The 20,696-nt window shown below is 61.4% G+C and carries 23 protein-coding genes; 15 read left to right on the top strand and 8 right to left on the bottom strand.

Translation table 11 applies throughout. The annotated features are described in order from the left end of the window. Window positions 1-19: 19 nt before the first annotated feature. The 5 genes from PSH87_RS22840 to PSH87_RS22820 form a co-directional block, all read right to left on the bottom strand. Window positions 20-1,030 carry an SIS domain-containing protein gene (locus PSH87_RS22840; RefSeq protein WP_017736789.1) on the bottom strand — a complete coding sequence of 337 codons (1,011 nt, stop codon included), beginning with the start codon at window positions 1,028-1,030 and terminating at the stop codon, window positions 20-22. Then, window positions 1,023-2,129 (bottom strand): N-acetylglucosamine-6-phosphate deacetylase, encoded by a 1,107-nt coding sequence (nagA, locus tag PSH87_RS22835; RefSeq protein WP_017736788.1) that lies wholly within the window; start codon window positions 2,127-2,129, stop codon window positions 1,023-1,025. The genes PSH87_RS22840 and nagA overlap by 8 nt, the downstream gene beginning before the upstream one ends. A gap of 10 nt (window positions 2,130-2,139) precedes the next feature. Continuing rightward, complete coding sequence (locus tag PSH87_RS22830; RefSeq protein WP_016977704.1) at window positions 2,140-2,898, bottom strand: GntR family transcriptional regulator; 759 nt, start codon at window positions 2,896-2,898, stop codon at window positions 2,140-2,142. A 263-nt stretch (window positions 2,899-3,161) separates the two neighbouring features. Continuing rightward, window positions 3,162-3,665 (bottom strand): murein L,D-transpeptidase family protein, encoded by a 504-nt coding sequence (locus PSH87_RS22825; RefSeq protein WP_017736787.1) that lies wholly within the window; start codon window positions 3,663-3,665, stop codon window positions 3,162-3,164. A gap of 24 nt (window positions 3,666-3,689) precedes the next feature. Beyond that, the gene (locus tag PSH87_RS22820; protein WP_305431220.1) at window positions 3,690-4,238 is read right to left on the bottom strand and encodes an NUDIX hydrolase; all 549 of its coding nucleotides are present in this window, start codon (window positions 4,236-4,238) and stop codon (window positions 3,690-3,692) included. A gap of 149 nt (window positions 4,239-4,387) precedes the next feature. Between PSH87_RS22820 and PSH87_RS22815 the strand changes: the two genes are divergently transcribed. From PSH87_RS22815 to purT, 5 genes are all read left to right on the top strand, one after another. Then, the gene (locus PSH87_RS22815) at window positions 4,388-4,990 is read left to right on the top strand and encodes a CoA pyrophosphatase (RefSeq protein ID WP_017736785.1); all 603 of its coding nucleotides are present in this window, start codon (window positions 4,388-4,390) and stop codon (window positions 4,988-4,990) included. A 35-nt stretch (window positions 4,991-5,025) separates the two neighbouring features. Beyond that, on the top strand, window positions 5,026-5,550 hold the full coding sequence (locus PSH87_RS22810) for a gamma carbonic anhydrase family protein (protein WP_017736784.1): 525 nt from the start codon (window positions 5,026-5,028) through the stop codon (window positions 5,548-5,550). Further along, window positions 5,547-5,765 (top strand): DUF1289 domain-containing protein, encoded by a 219-nt coding sequence (locus tag PSH87_RS22805; RefSeq protein WP_305431219.1) that lies wholly within the window; start codon window positions 5,547-5,549, stop codon window positions 5,763-5,765. Before PSH87_RS22810 ends, PSH87_RS22805 begins: the two co-directional genes overlap by 4 nt. Before the next feature lie 162 nt (window positions 5,766-5,927). Then, on the top strand, window positions 5,928-6,395 hold the full coding sequence (locus tag PSH87_RS22800) for a VUT family protein (protein ID WP_017736782.1): 468 nt from the start codon (window positions 5,928-5,930) through the stop codon (window positions 6,393-6,395). A 69-nt stretch (window positions 6,396-6,464) separates the two neighbouring features. After that, on the top strand, window positions 6,465-7,646 hold the full coding sequence (gene purT, locus PSH87_RS22795) for a formate-dependent phosphoribosylglycinamide formyltransferase (protein ID WP_305431218.1): 1,182 nt from the start codon (window positions 6,465-6,467) through the stop codon (window positions 7,644-7,646). A gap of 105 nt (window positions 7,647-7,751) precedes the next feature. On the opposite strand, the gene PSH87_RS22790 is transcribed toward purT, so the two are convergent. The 3 genes from PSH87_RS22790 to PSH87_RS22780 all read right to left on the bottom strand — a co-directional run bounded on the left by PSH87_RS22790 (window position 7,752) and on the right by PSH87_RS22780 (window position 11,510). Then, the gene (locus PSH87_RS22790) at window positions 7,752-9,065 is read right to left on the bottom strand and encodes an MFS transporter (protein WP_017736780.1); all 1,314 of its coding nucleotides are present in this window, start codon (window positions 9,063-9,065) and stop codon (window positions 7,752-7,754) included. A 381-nt stretch (window positions 9,066-9,446) separates the two neighbouring features. After that, window positions 9,447-10,685 (bottom strand): transporter associated domain-containing protein, encoded by a 1,239-nt coding sequence (locus tag PSH87_RS22785; RefSeq protein WP_305431216.1) that lies wholly within the window; start codon window positions 10,683-10,685, stop codon window positions 9,447-9,449. Between the two features lie 12 nt (window positions 10,686-10,697). Then, window positions 10,698-11,510 carry an inner membrane protein YpjD gene (locus tag PSH87_RS22780; protein ID WP_370695281.1) on the bottom strand — a complete coding sequence of 271 codons (813 nt, stop codon included), beginning with the start codon at window positions 11,508-11,510 and terminating at the stop codon, window positions 10,698-10,700. Window positions 11,511-11,744: 234 nt separating this feature from the next. Here PSH87_RS22780 and ffh point away from each other — a divergent pair, with 234 nt between their 5' ends. The 10 genes from ffh to thrC all read left to right on the top strand — a co-directional run bounded on the left by ffh (window position 11,745) and on the right by thrC (window position 20,679). Beyond that, window positions 11,745-13,121 (top strand): signal recognition particle protein, encoded by a 1,377-nt coding sequence (ffh, locus tag PSH87_RS22775; RefSeq protein WP_003193965.1) that lies wholly within the window; start codon window positions 11,745-11,747, stop codon window positions 13,119-13,121. Window positions 13,122-13,371: 250 nt separating this feature from the next. Then, window positions 13,372-13,623 carry a 30S ribosomal protein S16 gene (rpsP, locus tag PSH87_RS22770; protein ID WP_003238923.1) on the top strand — a complete coding sequence of 84 codons (252 nt, stop codon included), beginning with the start codon at window positions 13,372-13,374 and terminating at the stop codon, window positions 13,621-13,623. A gap of 5 nt (window positions 13,624-13,628) precedes the next feature. Continuing rightward, window positions 13,629-14,165 carry a ribosome maturation factor RimM gene (gene rimM / locus PSH87_RS22765; protein ID WP_003175898.1) on the top strand — a complete coding sequence of 179 codons (537 nt, stop codon included), beginning with the start codon at window positions 13,629-13,631 and terminating at the stop codon, window positions 14,163-14,165. Then, on the top strand, window positions 14,147-14,920 hold the full coding sequence (trmD, locus tag PSH87_RS22760; protein WP_177413985.1) for a tRNA (guanosine(37)-N1)-methyltransferase TrmD: 774 nt from the start codon (window positions 14,147-14,149) through the stop codon (window positions 14,918-14,920). The genes rimM and trmD overlap by 19 nt, the downstream gene beginning before the upstream one ends. A 45-nt stretch (window positions 14,921-14,965) precedes the next feature. After that, complete coding sequence (gene rplS, locus PSH87_RS22755) at window positions 14,966-15,316, top strand: 50S ribosomal protein L19 (RefSeq protein ID WP_003175895.1); 351 nt, start codon at window positions 14,966-14,968, stop codon at window positions 15,314-15,316. Window positions 15,317-15,398: 82 nt separating this feature from the next. Then, window positions 15,399-15,812 (top strand): acyl-CoA thioesterase, encoded by a 414-nt coding sequence (locus PSH87_RS22750; RefSeq protein WP_286842655.1) that lies wholly within the window; start codon window positions 15,399-15,401, stop codon window positions 15,810-15,812. 152 nt (window positions 15,813-15,964) lie between these two features. Next, on the top strand, window positions 15,965-16,861 hold the full coding sequence (gene xerD / locus PSH87_RS22745) for a site-specific tyrosine recombinase XerD (protein WP_017736773.1): 897 nt from the start codon (window positions 15,965-15,967) through the stop codon (window positions 16,859-16,861). Window positions 16,862-17,000: 139 nt separating this feature from the next. Continuing rightward, complete coding sequence (locus PSH87_RS22740; protein WP_017736772.1) at window positions 17,001-17,732, top strand: thioredoxin fold domain-containing protein; 732 nt, start codon at window positions 17,001-17,003, stop codon at window positions 17,730-17,732. Between the two features lie 129 nt (window positions 17,733-17,861). After that, window positions 17,862-19,166, top strand: a complete 1,305-nt coding sequence (locus PSH87_RS22735) for a homoserine dehydrogenase (protein WP_026136790.1) — start codon at window positions 17,862-17,864, stop codon at window positions 19,164-19,166. 103 nt (window positions 19,167-19,269) lie between these two features. Then, the gene (gene thrC / locus PSH87_RS22730; RefSeq protein WP_017736770.1) at window positions 19,270-20,679 is read left to right on the top strand and encodes a threonine synthase; all 1,410 of its coding nucleotides are present in this window, start codon (window positions 19,270-19,272) and stop codon (window positions 20,677-20,679) included. The last annotated feature ends 17 nt before the right edge of the window (window positions 20,680-20,696 follow it).

Raw genomic sequence — 20,696 nt, 5'->3', positions numbered from 1 at the left:
CTCATCAGGAAAACGCGACTCAGTGAGTGCGGGTAACTTTGCTCAGGTGACGCGGCTGGTCCGGGTCCATGCCCCGGGCTTCAGCCAAACCTGCCGCCATCACGTAGAAACTCTGGATCGCCAGGATCGGGTCCAAAGTCGGGTGCTCGGCGCGGCTCAGGGTCAGGTCGCGCTCGGCGATATCGTCCGGCGCGGCCAGCAACACGCGGGCGCCGCGTTGGCGCATGTCGGCGGCAAGGCTCAACAGGCCGGCCTGCTCGGCGCCGCGTGGGGCGAAGACCAGCAGCGGGTAGTCGGCGCCGATCAAGGCCATCGGCCCGTGGCGCACTTCGGCGCTGCTGAAGGCTTCGGCCTGGATCGCCGAGGTTTCCTTGAGCTTGAGCGCGGCTTCCTGGGCGATGGCAAACCCGGCGCCACGGCCGATCACCATCAGTTGCTGGCAGCCGCGCAGGGCGTCGATGGCAGCGCTCCAGTCCTGCTGGGCCGCTTCGCGCAGGCCGTCGGGCAGCGCCTGGCAGGCTTGCAGCAAGTTGGCTTCGGCGTTCCAGTGGCCGACCAGCAACGCGCTGGCGCTGAGGGTGGCGATAAAGCTCTTGGTCGCTGCGACGCTTTGTTCCGGGCCGGCGCACAGCGGCACGTGGAACTCGCAGGCGGCTTCCAGCGGCGAGTCTTCGGCGTTGACCATCGAGATACTGAGCGCACCGCGTTTGCGCAGCAGGCGCAGGCTGTTGACCAGGTCCGGGCTCTGGCCGGACTGGGAGAAGCCGAACGCGACCTGCCCGCTGACTTTCATCGGCGCCTGCAACAAGGTCACCACCGACATCGGCAACGACGCCACGGGGATGCCCACGTGCTGCATCGCCAAATAGGCAAAGTAGCTGGCGGCGTGGTCCGAACTGCCGCGGGCGATGGTCATCGCCACTTGCGGCGGTTGGCGGCGCAGGCGGCCGGCGATTTCTGCAAGCTGTGGTTCCAGGCGTTGCAGCTGTGCCGCGACGGCGTCGCAGGAGGCCAGGGCCTCTTCAAGCATTTTTGAAGTCAATGGTTTCTCCTTCGACCATTACGTCGGTGAGTTGCAGGGAGCGGTCCAGGCGCACGCAGTCGGCAAAGCTGCCGGGTTGCAGGCGGCCGCGTTCTTCCAGGCCCAGGTAGTCCGCCGGAAATTGCGACAGGCGTTGTGAGGCTTCGCTGATCGGCAGGCCGATTTTCACCAGGTTGCGCAGCGCCTGATCCATGGTCAGGGTGCTGCCGGCGAGGGTGCCGTCGGCCAGGCGTACGCCGCCCAGGCATTTGGTCACGGTGTGGCTGCCCAGCTTGTATTCACCGTCGGGCATGCCGGCGGCGGCGGTGGAATCGGTGACGCAGTACAAACATGGGATCGCACGCAAGGCCACGCGCATGGCGCCGGGGTGCACGTGGAGCAAGTCGGGGATCAACTCGGCGTACTTGGCGTGGGCCAACGCGGCGCCGACGATGCCCGGCTCGCGGTGATGCAGCGGGCTCATGGCGTTGTACAAGTGGGTGAAGCTGGTGGCGCCGGCGGCGAGGGCGGCGACGCCTTCTTCATAGCTACCCAGGGTGTGGCCGATCTGCATGCGCACGCCGCGGCCGCTGAGGGCGCGGATCAAGGCGTCGTGGCCAGCGATTTCCGGCGCGATGGTGATCACGCGGATCGGCGCCAGGCGCAGGTAGGCTTCCACTTCATCCATCAGCGCGGTGTGGGCGAAGTTGGGTTGGGCGCCGAGTTTTCCCGGGTTGATGTAGGGCCCTTCCAAGTGCACGCCGAGTACGCGGGCGCAGCCTGCAGGGCGTTGTTCGCAAAAGGTGCCGAGTTGGCCGAGCACGCGGGAGATCTCGTCCACCGGCGCGGTCATGGTGGTGGCCAGCAACGACGTGGTGCCAAAACGCACGTGGGTGCGGGTGATGGTCTCGAAGGCGGCAAAGCCTTCCATGATGTCCTTGCCGCCGCCGCCGTGTACGTGCAGGTCGATAAAGCCCGGCAGCAGGTAGGGCAAATCGTTGTCGGCCGGGTCGCAAGGTGTGCCTTCGATGGCGACGACCTTGCCGTGTTCGTGCACCAGGCGGCCGCGAATCCAGCCGCTGGGCGTGAGGATGTTGTCTTCGGACATGGGCAGTTCTCTAAATTCGCAGTTCGGCGGAATAGTCGTGGCGGCGCAGCTCTGCGACAAAGTCGTAGTAGTCGTTGCGGCAATAGGTGTCGGTGATTTCGATCGGCGTGTTGTCGGCGGTGTAGCCCACGCGAGTCATCAGCAGCATGGCGGTGCCGGGGGCGATGCCCACCAGCTTGGCGAATTCGTCCGAGGCGTTGATCGCCTGGATATGCTGCAGGGCGCGCACCACCGGTTTGCCGATGCCTTCCAGGTATTCATACAACGAATGGCCGATGGCTTGTGGCTGTGGCAACACCGAGGCGGGCATGGTGGTCATTTCAATCGCCATCACCGTGTCATCGGCCTTACGCAAGCGCTTGAGGCGTGCCACTTTGTCGGCGGGCGACAGGCCCAGGCGGATCATCTCTTCGTGGGTCGGCTGGGTCAGTTCACGCTCCAGCCATTGGGAGCTGGGTACAAAACCCTTGAGCCGCAGCATTTCGCTGAAGCCCGACAGGCGTGACAGCGGCTGTTCCAACCGTGGCGAAATATAGGTGCCGGAGCCTTGATTGCGGCGGATCAGGCCTTGGGCAAACAACACTTCCAATGCCTTGCGAGCGGTCACTCGCGAGATGCTCAATTGCTCGCTGAGCACGCGTTCTGACGGCAGTGCCTGTTCGGACGTCCACTGGCCGGCATGGATTGCCGCTTCCAGTTTGCGCGCCAATTGCAGGTACAGCGGCGTGGATTGTTTGTCGTCGGGGCGCAGGGCCAGGATGGGGTTCATCTGTTGGGATTCCGATGCGGTTATTGGAGTGTTGTCGCCCGGTATTGGCCGGAAATTAATACCACTTAAATACCATGTCAATGCAGCCAAAACGGTGCGGACCAGGGTTTTATAGCCCTGCAATGGGGCCTGGTATCAAGTGGTATTAGAGAGGTCTTTATTGCGTGCAGAACAGTGCAGCCCGGCGCGGTGAACTGGTATTCACCGGCAGGCGTGTTCGGGAGGGGGGATTTTTTTTGAATTATTTTACGAACGCTACGAGATTACGGACGAATCTCGATCAGCGTGCCGTCCTTGACCAGGTTCCAGACCTCACGCATGTCCACGTTGCGCATGCCGATGCAGCCGTCGGTCCAGTCCAGGGTGTGGAACCACTGCTCCGGGTATTCTTCGGTGTCGGGGGTGCCGTGGATCATGATCATGCTGCCGGGCTTCACCCCTTCACGGCGGGCGCGGGCGGCGTCGCTGATGTTGGGGTAGGAAATGTGCATGGCCAGGTTGAAGCGGTCGCTGGTCTTGCGCCAGTCGAGCCAGTACAGGCCCTCTGGCGTGCGGCGGTCGCCTTCGATCAGCTTGTGGCCCTTGGGGTTCTTGCCGAGGGAAATGCGGTAGGTCTTGAGGGGCTTGCCGTCGTTGATCAATTGCAATTGGTGGGCGGACTTGAGGACCAGGACTTTTTCGACGGTTTTGCCGCCGAGGGTTTCCACCGTGGAGGCTGATGACAAGGTAGCGAACGACAGGCAGATAAGGGCGAGCAACAGACGCATTAAAACGATTTCCTGCCTGGAGTGTTATTTGGGCGATGGCATCATCGGCGGCACCGCTTCGCTGCGTACCGGGAACTGCTGTTGCCGACGGTCAGCGAAAAAGCATTCTAAGGTACGCCCGACCGTGCGGAAAGCCAGCTCGGACCAAGGGATGTCGGCTTCGTCGAATAGCTGCACTTCAAGGCTTTCGGGGCCTGCGGCGTAGTCCAGGTCCACCAGCTCGGCGCGGTAGAAGATGTGCACCTGGTTGATGTGCGGCACGTCGATCAGGGTGTAGATGCTCAGGTTGCGCACGCGGGCGCAGGCTTCTTCCAGGGTTTCGCGGGCGGCGGCCTGTTCGACGGTCTCGCCGTTTTCCATGAAGCCGGCGGGCAGGGTCCAGTAGCCCAGGCGCGGTTCGATGGCGCGGCGGCACAGCAGCACTTTGTCGCCCCACACTGGCAGGGTGCCAGCGACGATATTGGGGTTCTGGTAGTGAATGGTCGAGCAGTGATCACACACAAAACGCAGGCGGCCGTCGCCTTCGGGGATGCGTTGGGTAACCGGTTTACCGCACTGGCTGCAGAAATTCATGCTGGGGTTCCTGGAAAGTGCGTCTATCTTGGCTTGGCGGGCAGGGCGCTGCAACAAGTTGTCGTTTAGCGACAGCCCCCGGGTTTTGGGGTTGGGCGCCCGCACGCTTTGGTGCATGATGCAAGGTAGCCAACAGACCGAGATGACTCATGCTGGACGAGCTACTTCGCCGGGTAAGCAATCACACTCCCCACACCCTGGAGACCGACGGGCGTTTCCCCGAGGCCGCGGTGCTGGTGCCGATTACCCGCAGTGACGAACCTGAGCTGATCCTGACCCTGCGCGCCAGCGGCCTGTCGACCCACGGCGGCGAAGTGGCCTTCCCTGGCGGGCGCCGCGACCCCGAAGACCCGGACCTGATCTTCACCGCCCTGCGTGAGGCCGAAGAAGAAATCGGCCTGCCGCCCGGCCTGGTGGAAGTGATCGGCCCGTTGAGTCCACTGATCTCCCTGCATGGCATTCGAGTCACACCTTATGTAGGCGTTATCCCCGACTACGTCGAATACCTGGCCAACGATGCCGAGATTGCTGCCGTTTTCAGCGTACCCCTGGAGTTTTTCCGACAGGACCCGCGTGAACATACCCACAGGATCGACTACCAGGGCCGCAGTTGGTACGTGCCCAGCTATCGGTTTGGTGAATACAAGATCTGGGGCCTGACGGCGATCATGATTGTCGAGTTGATCAACCTGCTCTATGACGACGCCAAGATCAGCCTGCACCAGCCACCGAAAAGCTTCATCAATATCTAAGCCATCGTTTGAATGGCGAGCCGTGAGGAAAAACCATGAAATACCGCCTGGGCGACGCCCGCGTCGAGACGCACCCCAACAGCTGGGTGGCCCCCAATGCCACGCTGGTGGGCAAGGTCAAGCTGGAGGAAGGCGCCAACGTCTGGTTCAACGCGGTGTTGCGTGGCGACAACGAACTGATCCTGATCGGCAAGAACAGCAACGTGCAGGACGGCAGCGTGATGCACACCGACATGGGCTACCCGCTGACCCTGGGCACCGGCGTGACCATCGGCCATAACGCCATGCTGCACGGCTGCACGGTGGACGACTACAGCCTGATCGGTATCAACGCGGTGATCCTTAACGGCGCCAGGATCGGCAAGCACTGCATCATCGGCGCCAACTCGCTGATCGGTGAAGGCAAGGAGATTCCTGATGGTTCGCTGGTGATGGGCTCGCCGGGCAAGGTGGTGCGTGAGTTGACCGAGGCGCAGAAGAAGATGCTCGAAGCCAGCGCCGCGCACTATGTGCATAACTCGCAGCGTTACGCGCGTGACTTGGTTGAGCAGGAAGAATGAACCCGACTGAACGCCCTGTTGCGTCGCCGTGCGTGAGTATTTGTGCGTTGGATGACGACGATATCTGTACGGGTTGCCAGCGTACGGTGGATGAGATCACGCGCTGGGGGCGCATGGACAATGCCGAGCGCCGGGTGGTGTTGGGGTTGTGTCATGAGCGGGCGTTGGCGGGGGGGATGGTGTTTATGGTTCCGGGGAAATCGGGCGCCCAATAGATCGCTATCGCAGGCAAGCCAGCTCCCACATTTTGACCGCATTCCTACAGGATAAACGCGGTCCAATGTGGGAGCTGGCTTGCCTGCGATGAGGCCCTCCCAGACGACATATTTCCAATTGTGAAGTACCCTGTGCGGCATAACCCACAGGTCCACTTTCCCATGCTCTTCCTGATCGCCTACATCAGCAGCGTCGTGCTGATCAACTTCGCCTTCTCCACCGCCCCGCACCTGGATGTCATCTGGTCCGCCTGGGGAGGCCTGGTGTTTATCCTGCGGGACATGGTGCAAACCCGCTTCGGCCACGGCGCAATCGTCGCCATGCTGGCGGCGCTGGTGCTGTCGTATGTCACGTCCGACCCGGCCATCGCTCTGGCCAGCGCCACGGCGTTCGCGGTGTCCGAATGCATCGACTGGCTGGTGTTCAGCATCACCAAGCGCCCGCTCCACGATCGCCTGTGGATCAGTTCGGCGCTGAGCATTCCCCTCGATACCTTTATCTTTTTCGGCCTGATCGGCGCACTCACCCCGGCCGTGGCCGGCACGGCGCTGGCGTCGAAATTCGCCGGGGTCACGGTGGTGTGGCTGATCATGGCCTGGCGTGTGCGCAAGCGCGCCGTCGTCAACTGAGGCCAATTCTTACAGTTCATGTAAAATGCCGGCCTTTCTCCCCATGATCCGCTCCCCTGAGGACCTGAGATGACCCGAATCGGAACTCCATTGTCGCCAACCGCGACCCGCGTTTTGCTGTGTGGCTGCGGTGAGCTGGGCAAGGAAGTGGTAATCGAACTGCAACGCCTGGGCGTTGAAGTGATTGCCGTGGATCGCTACGCCAACGCCCCTGCCATGCAGGTTGCGCACCGTAGCCACGTGATCAACATGCTCGACGGCGCTGCCCTGCGTGCGGTGATCGAGGCCGAGAAGCCGCACTTCATCGTGCCGGAAATCGAAGCCATCGCTACCGCCACCCTGGTGGAACTGGAAGCCGAAGGCTTCACCGTGATCCCGACGGCGCGTGCCACTTCGCTGACCATGAACCGCGAAGGCATCCGTCGCCTGGCTGCCGAAGAACTGGACCTGCCCACCTCGCCGTACCACTTCGCCGATACCTTCGAAGACTACAGCAAGGCCGTGCAGGACCTGGGCTTCCCGTGCGTGGTCAAGCCGGTGATGAGTTCGTCGGGCAAGGGCCAGAGCCTGCTGCGCAGCGCCGATGACGTGCAGAAAGCCTGGGATTACGCCCAGGAAGGCGGGCGTGCCGGTAAAGGCCGGGTGATCATCGAAGGCTTTATCGACTTCGACTACGAAATCACCTTGCTGACCGTGCGCCACATTGGCGGCACCACCTTCTGCACACCGGTTGGCCATCGTCAGGAGAAGGGCGATTACCAGGAATCCTGGCAGCCACAGGCCATGAGCCCGATTGCCTTGGCCGAATCCGAGCGCGTTGCCAAAGCCGTGACCGAGGCATTGGGTGGCCGTGGCCTGTTTGGTGTGGAGCTGTTCATCAAGGGTGACCAGGTGTGGTTCAGCGAAGTGTCGCCGCGCCCGCATGACACGGGCTTGGTGACCCTGATTTCCCAGGACCTGTCGCAGTTCGCGCTGCACGCCCGCGCGATTCTCGGTCTGCCGATTCCGTTGATCCGTCAGTTCGGGCCTTCGGCGTCGGCGGTGATTCTGGTGGAAGGGCAGTCGACCCAGACCGCATTCGCCAACCTCGGCGCGGCCTTGAGCGAGCCGGACACGGCGCTGCGTTTGTTTGGCAAGCCGGAAGTGAATGGCCAGCGGCGGATGGGTGTGGCGTTGGCGCGGGATGAGTCGATTGAAGCGGCTCGGGCTAAAGCGACCCGTGCTTCCAAGGCTGTTGTAGTAGAGCTGTAATCGAGTCGCGTCCATCGCAGGCAAGCCAGCTCCCACATTTGACCGCGTTTATCCTGTAGGAATGCGGTCAAATGTGGGAGCTGGCTTGCCTGCGATAGCGGTGCATCAGGCAACGCGATTCAAATCATTATCCCGCGTCTCTTTCAGGCACAGCACCGCAATCAAGCTCAGCAACGCTGCCGCCGACACATACCCGCCGACATAACTCAGCCCACCCATCGCCACCAGCTTGGTCGCGAAGAACGGTGCCGCTGACGCGCCCACAATCCCACCCAGGTTATATGCCGCCGATGCGCCGGTATAACGCACGCGCGTCGGGAACAGTTCCGGCAGCATCGCGCCCATCGGCGCAAACGTCACGCCCATCAGGAACAGCTCCAGCGCCAGGAACAGTGCCACGGCCCAGGTCGAGCCATGGGTCAGCAGTGGCTCCATGGTAAAGCCCGACAGGATCGCCAGGATCGCGCCGACGATCAGCACCGGCCTGCGCCCGTAGCGATCACTGGCCAGGGCTGCCAGCGGTGTGGCCAGCCCCATGAACAACACTGCGAAGCACAGCAAGCCGAGGAACGTCTCGCGGCTGTAACCCAGGGTGGACACACCGTAGCTCAGGGAAAACGCGGTGGTGATGTAGAACAGCGCATAACACACCACCATCGACGCCGCGCCCAGCAGCACCGGCAGCCAGTGCTGGCTGAACAGCTCCACCAGCGGCACCTTGACTGGGGCTTCCTTGGCTACCGCGTTGGCGAACACGGGGGTTTCATGCAGTTTCAGGCGGGCGTACAGGCCCACCATCACCAAGGCCGCGCTGAGGATGAACGGAATGCGCCAGCCCCAGCTGCGGAACTGCTCGTCGCTCAGGCTCATGGCCAGGATCAGGAACAGGCCGTTGGCCGCGAGGAAGCCAATCGACGGGCCCAATTGCGGGAACATGCCGAACCAGGCGCGTTTGCCCTTCGGCGCGTTCTCGGTGGCCAGCAAGGCGGCACCGCCCCATTCCCCGCCAAGGCCCAGGCCCTGGCCGAAACGCAGTACGCACAACAGGATCGGCGCCCAGGCCCCGATGCTGTCGTAGCCCGGCAGCAAGCCGATCAGCGTGGTGCACACGCCCATCAACAGCAGCGAGGCAACCAGGGTTGATTTGCGGCCAATGCGGTCGCCAAAGTGGCCGAACAACGCCGAACCCAGCGGGCGGGCGATAAAGGCGATGCCGAAGGTCAGGAACGAAGCCAGCATCTGCGCAGTGCCGGAGGTCTGCGGGAAGAAGACCGGGCCGATCACCAGCGCGGCGGCGGTGGCGTAGATATAGAAGTCGTAGAACTCGATGGCGGTGCCGACGATGCTGGCCGTGGCCACCCGTGCGGTCGAGTTGGTCGGGGCGGCGTCGGTCGCGGCCTCGTTATAGGTGGTGCTCATGGCGGTATCCCTAGCGGTCATTGCGCGTTTGGACGCGGATTATTATGGGCCGAACTCCCATGGATCATGGGTTGTGCGCGGGGCAGCTCGGGATGGGAGCGAACACCGGTCAGACACGGTAAAGCGGTGCCTGGACGCTTGAAGTGCGGGTAGCACGCGGACGGGCGGGGCTCTGGTAAGCCGCAGGGATTATAGGAAGGGGTTTTGAAATACAACAAGAGGCTGGCGGATTGAAACTGGATCTCTGTGGGAGCTGAGCTTATGTGGGAGCTGGCTTGCCTGCGATAGCATCGCCTCGGTGTAACTGATGAACCGAGTCGCCTGCATCGCAGGCAAGCCAGCTCCCACACAAGCCAGGTCCCACAGGTTGATCAAGTGGGGTCAGGCGGCGACGGGCACCCGGCTGGTATGCCAGATCAGCACCTTGCTCACCCGGTTGTCCTCGGTCTCGAGGATTTCCAGGCGATAACGCCCGATCTTCAGGCACACCGCACAATCGGGGATCGTCTCCAGCGCCTCGGTCACCAAGCCATTGAGGGTCTTGGGGCCGTCGCTGGGCAGGTGCCAGTTCAGGCTCTTGTTCAGTTCGCGGATCGACGCGGCGCCATCGACAATGTAGCGGCCATCGGGCTGCGCTTCGATATGCGGGTTCTCCGCACCCTGTTCGCTTTCGAATTCACCGACGATTTCTTCAAGGATGTCTTCCAGGGTGACAATGCCGAGCACTTCGCCGTATTCGTCCACCACCATGCCCAGGCGGCGCTGCTGTTTATGGAAGTTCAGCAGTTGCAGTTGCAGCGGCGTGCTTTCCGGGACGAAGTAGGGTTCGTGGCAGGCGGCGAGCACGGCTTCCTTGGTCAGGCTGGCGTCGGGTAGCAGGTGCTGGATCTGCCGGGTGTTGAGGACGGCTTCGACCTGGTTGATATCGCTGTGGAACACCGGCAGGCGGGTGCGCTGGGACGTGCGCAGCTGCTCGATGATCTCGTCGATCGGGTCATCCAGGTTGATGCCGTCCACTTCGCTGCGCGGCACCAGGATGTCGTTGACGGTGATGTTGTCGAGGGCGTGGATGCCCGGCATGCCGGGTGTGCGGTCTTCGTCGGCCTGGGGCTCGGGTTCGTCATCATGATCCGGCAACGGCTCGTCGCTCTTTTTCACCACGCCGGACTTGCGGGCGAACGGGCGCAACAACAATAAGCTGATGCCATTGAGCAGCCAGGCCAGGGGATAGAGGATTTTCAGCGGCACGCCCAGCAGCGTGTTGCCAAAGCCCAGCACCGCCTGCGGATAGCGCGTGGCGAGGGCACGGGGCAGGTAGTCGGCGAGGATCAGCAGGATCGCGCAGGAAATCATCCAGCCCAGCCACGGGCCGTTTTGCGCCCAGGCATAGATCGCCAGCAGCGTGCAGAGGATCACCACCGCGGCGCGGCACAAGCTGTTGCACAGGATCAGGCTGTTGCGCGGGAAGTTCAGGCGGGCCGCCGCCTTGTCACCCTGGCGTGTACCGGGGCGCAGGGCCAGCAGGTGTTGTTGTGCGGCTTCGATGGCGGTAAACAGCGCCGCCCATAACACCAGCAAGGCGATTACCGCGAGCATCGGCCCCAGGGGCAAGTTGTCCATGATGGCTGCCCGTCAGATATGCAGGATGTATTCGCGAACCAGCTTGCTGCCGAAATAGGCCAGCATCAGCAGGCAGAAACCGGCCAGGGTCCAGCGGATCGCCTTGTGCCCGCGCCAGCCAAGGTGGTTGCGGCCCCACAGCAGTACGCTGAACACCACCCAGGCCAGGCACGCCAGCAGGGTCTTGTGCACCAGGTGCTGGGCAAACAGGTTTTCGACGAACAGCCAGCCGGAGATCAGTGACAGCGACAGCAGCGTCCAGCCGGCCCAGAGGAAACCGAACAGCAGGCTTTCCATGGTTTGCAGCGGCGGGAAGTTCTTGATCAGCCCGGACGGGTGCTTGTGCTTGAGCTGGTGGTCCTGCAGCAGCAGGAGCAGGGACTGGAACACCGCGATGGTGAACATGCCGTAGGCCAGGATCGACAACAGGATGTGCGCGAGGATGCCCGGCTCCTCATCGATCACCTGGACGGTGCCGGTGGGGGCGAATTGCGATAGCAGCACCGTCAGCACGCCCAGGGGGAATAGCAGGACGAGCAGGTTCTCCACCGGGATGCGCGAGCAGGCGATCAGCGTCAAGGCGATCACGGCCGCTGCGATCAGGCTGGCCGCGCTGAAAAAATCCAGGCCCAGGCCGACCGGCGTCATCAGGTGGGTAAACAGGCTGGCAGCGTGGGCCAGCAGGGCAGCGACGCCAAGGCCAACCAGCAGGCGTTTGTCCGCCTTGGTGCCTTGGGCCAGACGAGTGCCCTGATAGAGAGTCGCAGCGGCGTACAAAATGGCGGCGGCGAGGCTGGGTAGCAAACTGGGTGACAAAGGGAGCATAAATCCTGTTAGGCAAGCCCGAAAGGCGCTGAGTTTGGCATACCCCCGCGTAACACGAAAGACTCTCAGGCCAGACAGCGGGTGTGCATGGCGGCAGTCTTCGCTATAATCCGCGACCTGCCCACGCCGCAGGCTCGCCGAGCGCTGTTTTTAATAGCGATTTACCACAGCCTGGGCCGTCATTACCTCGGTCTACCACTGCATTTCGATGAGTAGGGCCTGAAAGGAACGCGCATGTTTGAAAACTTGACTGACCGTCTCTCGCAGACGCTGCGCCACGTAACCGGCAAGGCCAAGCTGACCGAGGACAATATCAAAGACACCCTGCGTGAAGTGCGCATGGCGTTGCTGGAAGCCGACGTGGCCTTGCCCGTGGTGAAGGACTTCGTCAACTCGGTCAAAGAGCGCGCAGTGGGCACCGAAGTGTCCCGCAGCCTGACCCCGGGCCAGGCCTTCGTGAAGATCGTCCAGGCCGAACTTGAAAGCCTGATGGGCGCGGCCAACGAAGACCTGAACCTCAGCGCCGTGCCACCAGCCGTCGTGCTGATGGCCGGTCTGCAAGGTGCGGGCAAGACCACCACCGCCGGCAAGCTGGCGCGCTTCCTTAAAGAGCGCAAGAAGAAGTCCGTGATGGTGGTGTCGGCTGACGTCTACCGTCCGGCGGCGATTAAACAGCTGGAAATGCTCGCGGGCGAAGTGGGTGTGACCTTCTTCCCGTCCGACCTGAGCCAGAAGCCGGTCGATATCGCCAACGCGGCTATTAAAGAAGCCAAGCTGAAGTTCATCGACGTGGTCATCGTCGATACCGCCGGTCGCCTGCACATCGACGAAGAGATGATGGGTGAGATCAAGGCGCTGCATGCCGCGATCAATCCGGTCGAGACGCTGTTCGTGGTCGACGCCATGACCGGCCAGGATGCGGCCAACACTGCCAAGGCGTTCGGCGACGCACTGCCGCTGACCGGTGTGATCCTCACCAAGGTCGACGGCGACGCCCGTGGCGGTGCCGCGCTGTCGGTACGTGCCATTACTGGCAAGCCGATCAAGTTCATCGGTATGGGCGAGAAGAGCGAAGCGCTCGAACCGTTCCACCCGGAGCGTATCGCCTCGCGCATCCTTGGCATGGGCGACGTGCTCAGTCTGATCGAGCAGGCCGAAGCTACCCTCGACAAGGACAAGGCCGACAAGCTGGCCAAGAAGCTGAAGAAGGGCAAGGGCTTCGACCTCGAAGACTTCCGTGACCAGCTGCAACAGATGAAGAACATGGGCGGTCTCGGCGGCCTGATGGACAAGCTGCCGAATATCGGCGGTGTGAATCTGGCGCAGATGGGCAATGCCCAGGGCGCGGCAGAGAAGCAGTTCAAGCAGATGGAAGCCATCATCAACTCCATGACCCCGGCCGAGCGCCGTGACCCTGAGCTGATCAGCGGTTCGCGCAAGCGTCGGATCGCCATGGGTTCCGGCACCCAGGTGCAGGACATCGGTCGCTTGATCAAGCAACACAAGCAGATGCAGAAGATGATGAAGAAATTCTCCGCAAAAGGCGGAATGGCCAAGATGATGCGCGGCATGGGCGGCATGTTGCCCGGCGGCGGCATGCCGAAAATGTAAAGAATTCGAGCAGGAGTTCGCTCTTGCTCCGACCCACAGGGATGTGGGATCTCCAGCAAACCCGCGGTTAGCGGGAGCTGACTTGCCGTTTTAACCGACGGCTCTATAGCAGATCTGAATGGCACGCCGATAGGCGCCAGAAAAAGACATTTGCAAAAGTCCGGATATTCCTTAGAATATGCGGCCTTTCGGGCACCTATGCCCGCTGTGCATTTAGATTTGCAGCACCGACTACAGGAACGATGTTCACATGCTAACAATCCGTCTTGCCCTTGGCGGCTCCAAAAAGCGCCCGTTTTACCACTTGACCGTAACTGACAGCCGCAACCCACGTGACGGCTCTCACAAGGAACAAGTTGGCTTCTTCAACCCGATCGCTCGTGGTCAAGAAGTTCGTCTGTCCGTGAACCAAGAGCGCGTAGCCTACTGGCTGAGCGTTGGCGCACAGCCATCCGAGCGCGTTGCCAAGCTGTTGAAAGACTCGGCTAAGGCCGCAGCCTGAGCAATATGAACGCGACGCCAGCTGTTGCTGATGATTTGATCGTTATCGGCAAGATTTACTCTGTTCATGGCGTTCGCGGCGAAGTGAAGGTGTATTCCTTTACTGATCCGACTGAAAACCTGTTGCAGTACAAAACCTGGACGCTCAAGCGCGAAGGGAGTGTGAAACAGGTCGAGCTGGTCAGTGGACGCGGGAGCGACAAGTTCCTGGTCGCAAAGCTCAAGGGTCTTGATGATCGTGAAGAAGCTCGTCTTCTGGCCGGTTATGAGATCTGCGTGCCGCGCAACCTGTTCCCTGAATTGACCGACGGCGAGTACTACTGGTACCAGCTGGAAGGTCTGAAGGTTATTGATCAACTCGGGCAATTGCTCGGGAAAATCGACCATCTTCTGGAAACCGGCGCCAATGATGTAATGGTGGTCAAGCCTTGCGCTGGCAGCCTGGATGATCGCGAACGCCTGTTGCCCTATACGGAGCAATGCGTGTTGGCCGTCGACCTGGCCGCGGGCGAGATGAAGGTGGAATGGGATGCGGACTTCTAAGCGTGGCTAATTTGCGCATTGAAGTGATCAGTTTGTTTCCCGAGATGTTCTCCGCCATCAGCGAGTACGGCATCACCAGTCGGGCGGTGAAACAGGGGCTGTTGCAGCTCACCTGTTGGAACCCGCGAGACTACACGACGGATCGACATCACACTGTGGACGATCGCCCATTTGGCGGTGGCCCGGGCATGGTGATGAAGATCAAGCCCCTGGAAGACGCGTTGGCCCAGGCCAAGGCCGCAGCCGGGGAGAAGGCGAAGGTAATTTACCTGTCCCCTCAAGGCCGTCAGCTGAAACAGGCTGCGGTACGCGACATGGCGAATGAGGAAGCATTGATCCTGATTGCCGGTCGCTATGAAGGCATTGACGAGCGTTTTATAGATGCTCATGTCGATGAAGAGTGGTCGATTGGGGACTATGTCCTGTCTGGCGGCGAGCTGCCAGCGATGGTCCTGATAGATGCGGTTACACGACTGCTGCCTGGAGCTTTAGGGCATGCGGACTCCGCGGAGGAAGATTCCTTCACGGATGGTTTGCTGGATTGCCCGCACTACACCCGACCGGAGGTGTATGCGGATCAGCGTGTTCCCGACGTATTGCTAAGTGGCAATCACGCACACATCCGGCGTTGGCGTTTACAGCAGTCCCTTGGTCGGACCTATGAACGACGCGCCGATCTTCTGGAAAGCCGCTCGCTTTCTGGAGAAGAGAAGAAGCTGCTCGAGGAATACATCCTCGCGCGGGACGATAGTTAACAACGTATCGATGGTAGGTCCATTGACTTACCTTAGGAGCACAGCATGACTAACAAAATCATCCTTGCACTCGAAGCAGAGCAGATGACCAAAGAGATCCCTACCTTTGCCCCGGGCGACACCATTGTCGTTCAGGTGAAAGTGAAGGAAGGCGACCGTTCGCGTCTGCAAGCGTTCGAAGGCGTGGTAATCGCCAAGCGTAACCGTGGTGTGAACAGTGCTTTCACTGTTCGTAAAATCTCCAACGGTGTTGGCGTAGAGCGTACTTTCCAGACCTACAGCCCGCAAATCGACAGCATGGCCGTTAAACGTCGCGGTGACGTACGTAAAGCCAAGCTGTACTACCTGCGTGACCTGTCCGGTAAAGCAGCTCGCATCAAGGAAAAACTGGCTTAAGTCCAGCTTCCCGATGCAGAAAAAAGCAGCCTACGGGCTGCTTTTTTGTGCCTGAAATTTGTCTATTTGCCGGTATTTGTTAATGACCACCCGCCTCGAAGAAATCCAGCGCCGCACCGACCTGTCCGTGACCCATGTGACCAAGGCAGTGTTTCCGCCGACCACCAACCACCACAACACGCTGTTCGGCGGCACCGCGCTGGCCTGGATGGATGAAGTGTCGTTCATCACCGCCACGCGGTTTTGCCGGTTGCCGTTGGTGACGGTTTCCACCGACCGTATCGACTTCAATCATGCGATCCCTGCTGGCTCCATCGTTGAGCTGATCGGCCGGGTGATCAAAGTCGGTAACACCAGCCTCAAGGTTGAAGTGGAAGTGTTTGTCGAGAGCATGAGTGCCGATGGCCGTGAAAGGGCGATCCAGGGTGTGTTCAGCTTTGTGGCGATTGATGCCGATAAGCGGCCGGTGCCGGTGTTGCCTGGGTTTGTTGGCTGATCCTGGACCGAGTCGCGGCTATCGCAGGCAAGCCAGCTCCCACATTTGATCAGTGTCGGTCACAAATCATTGGCCAGATAGAAAACCCGGGTGGGAGCTGGCTTGCCTGCGATAGGATCTAACAGACACCACAGAAGCCCGCCTGAGCCCCCATGCCCGCCATCGACCACCCCTTGATCGACCGCTTCCTCGACGCCCTCTGGCTGGAAAAAGGCCTGTCGGACAACACCCGCCAGGCCTACCGCAGCGACTTGGCCCTGTTCAATGGCTGGCTGCAGGAAAAAAACCTCGAACTGCCCAACGCCGGCCGCGAGCTGATCCTCGATCACCTGGCCTGGCGCCTTGAGCAGAACTACAAGCCGCGTTCCACTGCGCGATTCCTCTCTGGTGTGCGTGGCTTCTATCGCTACTTGCTGCGGGAAAAACTGATTACCCTCGACCCGACCCTGCAAGTCGACATGCCACAACTCGGCAGGCCGTTGCCCAAATCTTTGTCGGAAGCCGACGTCGATGCCTTGCTCGCCGCCCCAGACCTGAGCGAAGCCATCGGCCAGCGCGACCGCGCCATGCTGGAGGTGTTGTACGCCTGCGGCCTGCGGGTGACCGAGTTGATCAGCTTGACCCTGGAACAGATCAACCTGCGCCAGGGCGTGTTGCGGGTGATGGGCAAGGGCAGCAAGGAGCGACTGGTGCCGATGGGCGAGGAAGCGATCGTGTGGGTCGAGCGTTACATGCGCGACGGGCGCAGTGAGTTGCTCGGCGGGCGCCCCAGCGATGTGCTGTTCCCCAGCCTGCGTGGCGAGCAGATGACCCGCCAGACGTTCTGGCACCGGATCAAGCATCAAGCCAAGGTCGCGGGTATCGGCAAGAGCCTGTCGCCCCATACATTGCGTCACGCTTTTGCCACCCATTTGCTCAACCACGGGGCGGATTTGCGCGTCGTACAAATGCTGCTCGGTCACAGCGACTTATCCACAACCCAGATCTACACCCACGTGGCACGTGCACGCTTGCAGGATATGCACGCCAAGCACCACCCGCGTGGCTGAAAACCGCCAATTTGTCCCGCTGCGGGCTGCCCTTGCGCCCAACTGTGGTAGGCTTTGCCGGTTAGCAAAGGGGACGGCCCAGGCCTGTGTTTCCAAGCGGCGTCAATGCCCGTCCCTGCATCTGCCTTCAGGAGTTCCCATGCGCTTGACCCAGATTATTGCCGCCGCAGCCATTGCGTTGGTTTCCACCTTTGTTGTCGCCGATGACGCTGCCGAGCAGACCATCCGCAAGAGCCTGGCCAACCTGCAACTCGACACGCCGATCGAAAGCATCAGCGCCAGCCCCATGGCCGGCCTGTATGAAGTCAAGCTCAAGGGCAGCCGCGTGCTGTACGCCAGTGCCGACGGCCAGTACATTGTCCAGGGCTATCTGTTCCAGTTGAAGGACGGCAAGCCGGTCAACCTCACCGAGAAAGCCGAGCGCCTGGGCGTGTCCAAGCTGATCAATGGTATTCCGGTGGCCGAGACCGTGGTTTACCCGGCCATCGGCGAGACCAAGACCCACATCACCGTGTTCACCGACACCACCTGCCCGTACTGCCACAAGCTGCACGCCGAAGTGCCTGCGCTGAACAAGCTGGGCGTGGAAGTCCGCTACGTCGCGTTCCCGCGCCAGGGCCTGGGCTCGCCGGGTGACGAGCAGTTGCAAGCCGTGTGGTGCTCGGCCGACAAGAAGGCGGCCATGGACAAGATGGTCGATGGCAAGGAAATCAAGGCGGCCAAATGCGCCAACCCGGTTTCCAAGCAGTTCGCCTTGGGCCAGTCCATCGGTGTGAACGGTACACCGGCCATCGTTTTGGCCGACGGCCAAGTGATTCCGGGCTACCAGCCGGCACCACAAGTTGCCAAACTGGCGCTCGGTGCCAAATAAACCAGCATCGTCGAAGCATCGACGATCAAGGCTCGCTGACACGTCGGCGGGTCGTTAATTGCAAGCCGCAGTCGTGCGGCTGTTTTCCACGGCCGACCTAGCGTCGGCCGTTTCATGGGGAGTTCTTCAGTGAAACCGGTCAAAGTAGGCATCTGTGGGTTAGGGACCGTCGGTGGCGGCACCTTCAACGTACTTCAGCGTAATGCTGAAGAAATTTCCCGCCGTGCAGGTCGCGGGATTGAAGTGGCGCAAATTGCCACGCGTTCGCCAAAGCCTCAGTTCGAAACGACCGGTATTGCGATTACCAACGATGTCTTCGCCGTGGCCACCAACCCTGAAATCGATATCGTCATCGAGCTGGTCGGCGGCTACACCGTGGCCCGCGAGCTGGTGCTCAAGGCGATCGAGAACGGCAAGCACGTGGTCACCGCCAACAAGGCGCTGATCGCCGTGCACGGCAACGAGATCTTCGCCAAGGCCCGCGAGAAGGGCGTGATCGTGGCGTTCGAAGCCGCCGTGGCCGGTGGTATCCCGGTGATCAAGGCCATCCGTGAAGGCCTGTCCGCCAACCGTATCAACTGGGTCGCCGGCATCATCAACGGCACCGGCAACTTTATCCTCACCGAAATGCGCGAGAAGGGCCGCACCTTCGAAGACGTGCTGGCCGAAGCCCAGGCCCTGGGTTACGCCGAAGCCGATCCGACCTTTGACGTGGAAGGCATCGACGCGGCGCACAAGCTGACCATCCTGGCGTCCATCGCCTTTGGTATCCCGCTGCAGTTCGACAAGGCCTACACCGAAGGCATCACCAAGCTGACCACCGCCGACGTGAACTACGCCGAAGCCCTGGGCTACCGCATCAAGCACCTCGGCGTGGCGCGCAGCACCCCAGCCGGTATCGAGCTGCGTGTGCACCCGACACTGATCCCGGCCGACCGCCTGATTGCCAACGTCAATGGCGTGATGAACGCCGTGATGGTCAATGGTGATGCTGCCGGTTCGACCCTGTTCTACGGCGCCGGCGCCGGCATGGAACCGACCGCTTCGTCGGTGATCGCCGACCTAGTGGACGTGGTTCGCGCCATGACCAGCGACCCGGAAAACCGCGTGCCGCACCTGGCCTTCCAGCCGGACTCGCTGTCGGCCCACCCGATCCTGCCGATCGAAGCCTGCGAAAGCGCCTACTACCTGCGCATCCAGGCCCAGGATCACCCGGGCGTGTTGGCCCAGGTCGCCAGCATCCTGTCGGAGCGCGGTATCAACATAGAGTCGATCATGCAGAAGGAAGTCGAGGAGCAAAACGGCCAGGTGCCGATGATCCTGCTGACCCACCGCGTGCTCGAACAGCACATGAACGATGCCATCCAAGCACTGGAAGCTCTTCAGGGCGTGGTTGGGCCGGTCGTCCGTATTCGCGTCGAACATTTGAATTAATTTAGCTGCAAGCTATTAGCTACAAGCTGCAAGTGGAAGCCGATTCGCTTTAACTTGCAGCTTGTAGCTTGAAGCTTGAAGCCCAAACCAAAGGTTTGCTTTCATGCGCTACATCAGCACCCGCGGCCAGGCACCGGCCCTGAATTTCGAAGACGTCCTGCTGGCAGGCCTTGCCACTGACGGCGGCCTGTACGTGCCGGAAAACCTGCCACGCTTCACCCAGGAAGAGATCGCTTCCTGGGCCGGCCTGCCGTACCACGAGCTGGCGTTCCGGGTGATGCGCCCGTTCGTCACCGGCAGCATCCCGGATGCGGATTTCAAGAAGATCCTCGAAGAGACCTACGGCGTGTTTTCCCACAGCGCCATCGCGCCATTGCGCCAGCTGAACGGCAACGAGTGGGTCCTGGAACTGTTCCACGGCCCGACCCTGGCGTTCAAGGACTTCGCCCTGCAACTGCTGGGTCGCCTGCTGGACTATGTGCTGCAAAAGCGCGGCGAGCGCGTGGTGATCATCGGCGCGACTTCCGGTGATACCGGTTCGGCCGCCATCGAGGGCTGCAAGCACTGCGAAAACGTCGACATCTTCATCCTGCACCCGCACCAGCGCGTGTCGGAAGTGCAGCGTCGGCAGATGACCACCATCTTTGGCGAGAACATCCATAACATCGCCATCGAAGGCAACTTCGATGACTGCCAGGAAATGGTCAAGAATAGCTTCGCAGACCAGAGCTTCCTCAAAGGCACGCGCCTGGTGGCGGTGAACTCGATCAACTGGGCGCGGATCATGGCCCAGATCGTCTACTACTTCCATGCCTCGCTGCAGTTGGGCGGGCCGGCGCGTTCGGTGTCGTTCTCGGTGCCGACCGGCAACTTCGGCGACATCTTCGCCGGTTACCTGGCGCGCAACATGGGCTTGCCGATCAACCAGTTGATCGTCGCCACGAACCGCAACGATATCCTGCACCGCTTCATGAGCGGCAACCGGTACGTCAAGGAAACCCTGCACGCCACGCTGTCGCCGTCGATGGACATCATGGTCTCGTCGAACTTCGAACGCCTGCTGTTCGACATGCACGGCCGCAACGGCGCGGCCATTGCCGGCTTGATGGACACCTTCAAGAGCGGTGGCGGTTTCAGCGTTGAAGAAGAGCGCTGGACCGAAACCCGCAAGCTGTTCGACTCCCTGGCTGTCGATGACGCAGAGACCTGCGAAACCATCGCCGACGTCTACGCCCAGACCGGCGAGCTGCTGGACCCACACACCGCCATCGGTGTGAAGGCCGCCCGCGAATGCCGGCGCAGCCTGGACATCCCGATGGTGATCCTCGGCACCGCGCACCCGGTGAAATTCCCGGAAGCGGTGGAGAAGGCAGGTGTTGGCAAGGCGCTGGAGTTGCCGGCGCACTTGGCAGACCTGTTCGAGCGTGAAGAGCGTTGCACCGTGTTGGCCAATGACCTGAAAGCCGTACAGGCGTTTGTCAGCCAGCACGGCAATCGTGGCAAGCCGCTCTGATCCAACGGCGTTGCGAG

The sequence above is a fragment of the Pseudomonas sp. FP453 genome (genome assembly GCF_030687495.1).
In the GTDB taxonomy this organism is placed as follows: domain Bacteria; phylum Pseudomonadota; class Gammaproteobacteria; order Pseudomonadales; family Pseudomonadaceae; genus Aquipseudomonas.
Note: the sequence above shows the minus strand (reverse complement) of the source record. Positions and strands in the feature narration are given on the sequence as shown.

Coding starts and splice junctions, on each gene's coding strand:
- thrC (WP_017736770.1), top strand. CDS start 19,270: ATGCGCTACATCAGCACCCGCGGCCAGGCACCGGCCCTGAATTTCGAA.
- rimM (WP_003175898.1), top strand. CDS start 13,629: ATGAACGCGACGCCAGCTGTTGCTGATGATTTGATCGTTATCGGCAAG.
- PSH87_RS22780 (WP_370695281.1), bottom strand. CDS start 11,510: ATGCTCCCTTTGTCACCCAGTTTGCTACCCAGCCTCGCCGCCGCCATT.
- purT (WP_305431218.1), top strand. CDS start 6,465: ATGACCCGAATCGGAACTCCATTGTCGCCAACCGCGACCCGCGTTTTG.
- PSH87_RS22790 (WP_017736780.1), bottom strand. CDS start 9,065: ATGAGCACCACCTATAACGAGGCCGCGACCGACGCCGCCCCGACCAAC.
- PSH87_RS22800 (WP_017736782.1), top strand. CDS start 5,928: ATGCTCTTCCTGATCGCCTACATCAGCAGCGTCGTGCTGATCAACTTC.
- PSH87_RS22825 (WP_017736787.1), bottom strand. CDS start 3,665: ATGCGTCTGTTGCTCGCCCTTATCTGCCTGTCGTTCGCTACCTTGTCA.
- PSH87_RS22830 (WP_016977704.1), bottom strand. CDS start 2,898: ATGAACCCCATCCTGGCCCTGCGCCCCGACGACAAACAATCCACGCCG.
- nagA (WP_017736788.1), bottom strand. CDS start 2,129: ATGTCCGAAGACAACATCCTCACGCCCAGCGGCTGGATTCGCGGCCGC.
- PSH87_RS22785 (WP_305431216.1), bottom strand. CDS start 10,685: ATGGACAACTTGCCCCTGGGGCCGATGCTCGCGGTAATCGCCTTGCTG.
- PSH87_RS22810 (WP_017736784.1), top strand. CDS start 5,026: ATGAAATACCGCCTGGGCGACGCCCGCGTCGAGACGCACCCCAACAGC.
- PSH87_RS22840 (WP_017736789.1), bottom strand. CDS start 1,030: ATGCTTGAAGAGGCCCTGGCCTCCTGCGACGCCGTCGCGGCACAGCTG.
- ffh (WP_003193965.1), top strand. CDS start 11,745: ATGTTTGAAAACTTGACTGACCGTCTCTCGCAGACGCTGCGCCACGTA.
- xerD (WP_017736773.1), top strand. CDS start 15,965: ATGCCCGCCATCGACCACCCCTTGATCGACCGCTTCCTCGACGCCCTC.
- PSH87_RS22820 (WP_305431220.1), bottom strand. CDS start 4,238: ATGAATTTCTGCAGCCAGTGCGGTAAACCGGTTACCCAACGCATCCCC.
- PSH87_RS22750 (WP_286842655.1), top strand. CDS start 15,399: ATGACCACCCGCCTCGAAGAAATCCAGCGCCGCACCGACCTGTCCGTG.
- PSH87_RS22740 (WP_017736772.1), top strand. CDS start 17,001: ATGCGCTTGACCCAGATTATTGCCGCCGCAGCCATTGCGTTGGTTTCC.
- rpsP (WP_003238923.1), top strand. CDS start 13,372: ATGCTAACAATCCGTCTTGCCCTTGGCGGCTCCAAAAAGCGCCCGTTT.
- rplS (WP_003175895.1), top strand. CDS start 14,966: ATGACTAACAAAATCATCCTTGCACTCGAAGCAGAGCAGATGACCAAA.
- PSH87_RS22815 (WP_017736785.1), top strand. CDS start 4,388: ATGCTGGACGAGCTACTTCGCCGGGTAAGCAATCACACTCCCCACACC.
- trmD (WP_177413985.1), top strand. CDS start 14,147: ATGGGATGCGGACTTCTAAGCGTGGCTAATTTGCGCATTGAAGTGATC.
- PSH87_RS22805 (WP_305431219.1), top strand. CDS start 5,547: ATGAACCCGACTGAACGCCCTGTTGCGTCGCCGTGCGTGAGTATTTGT.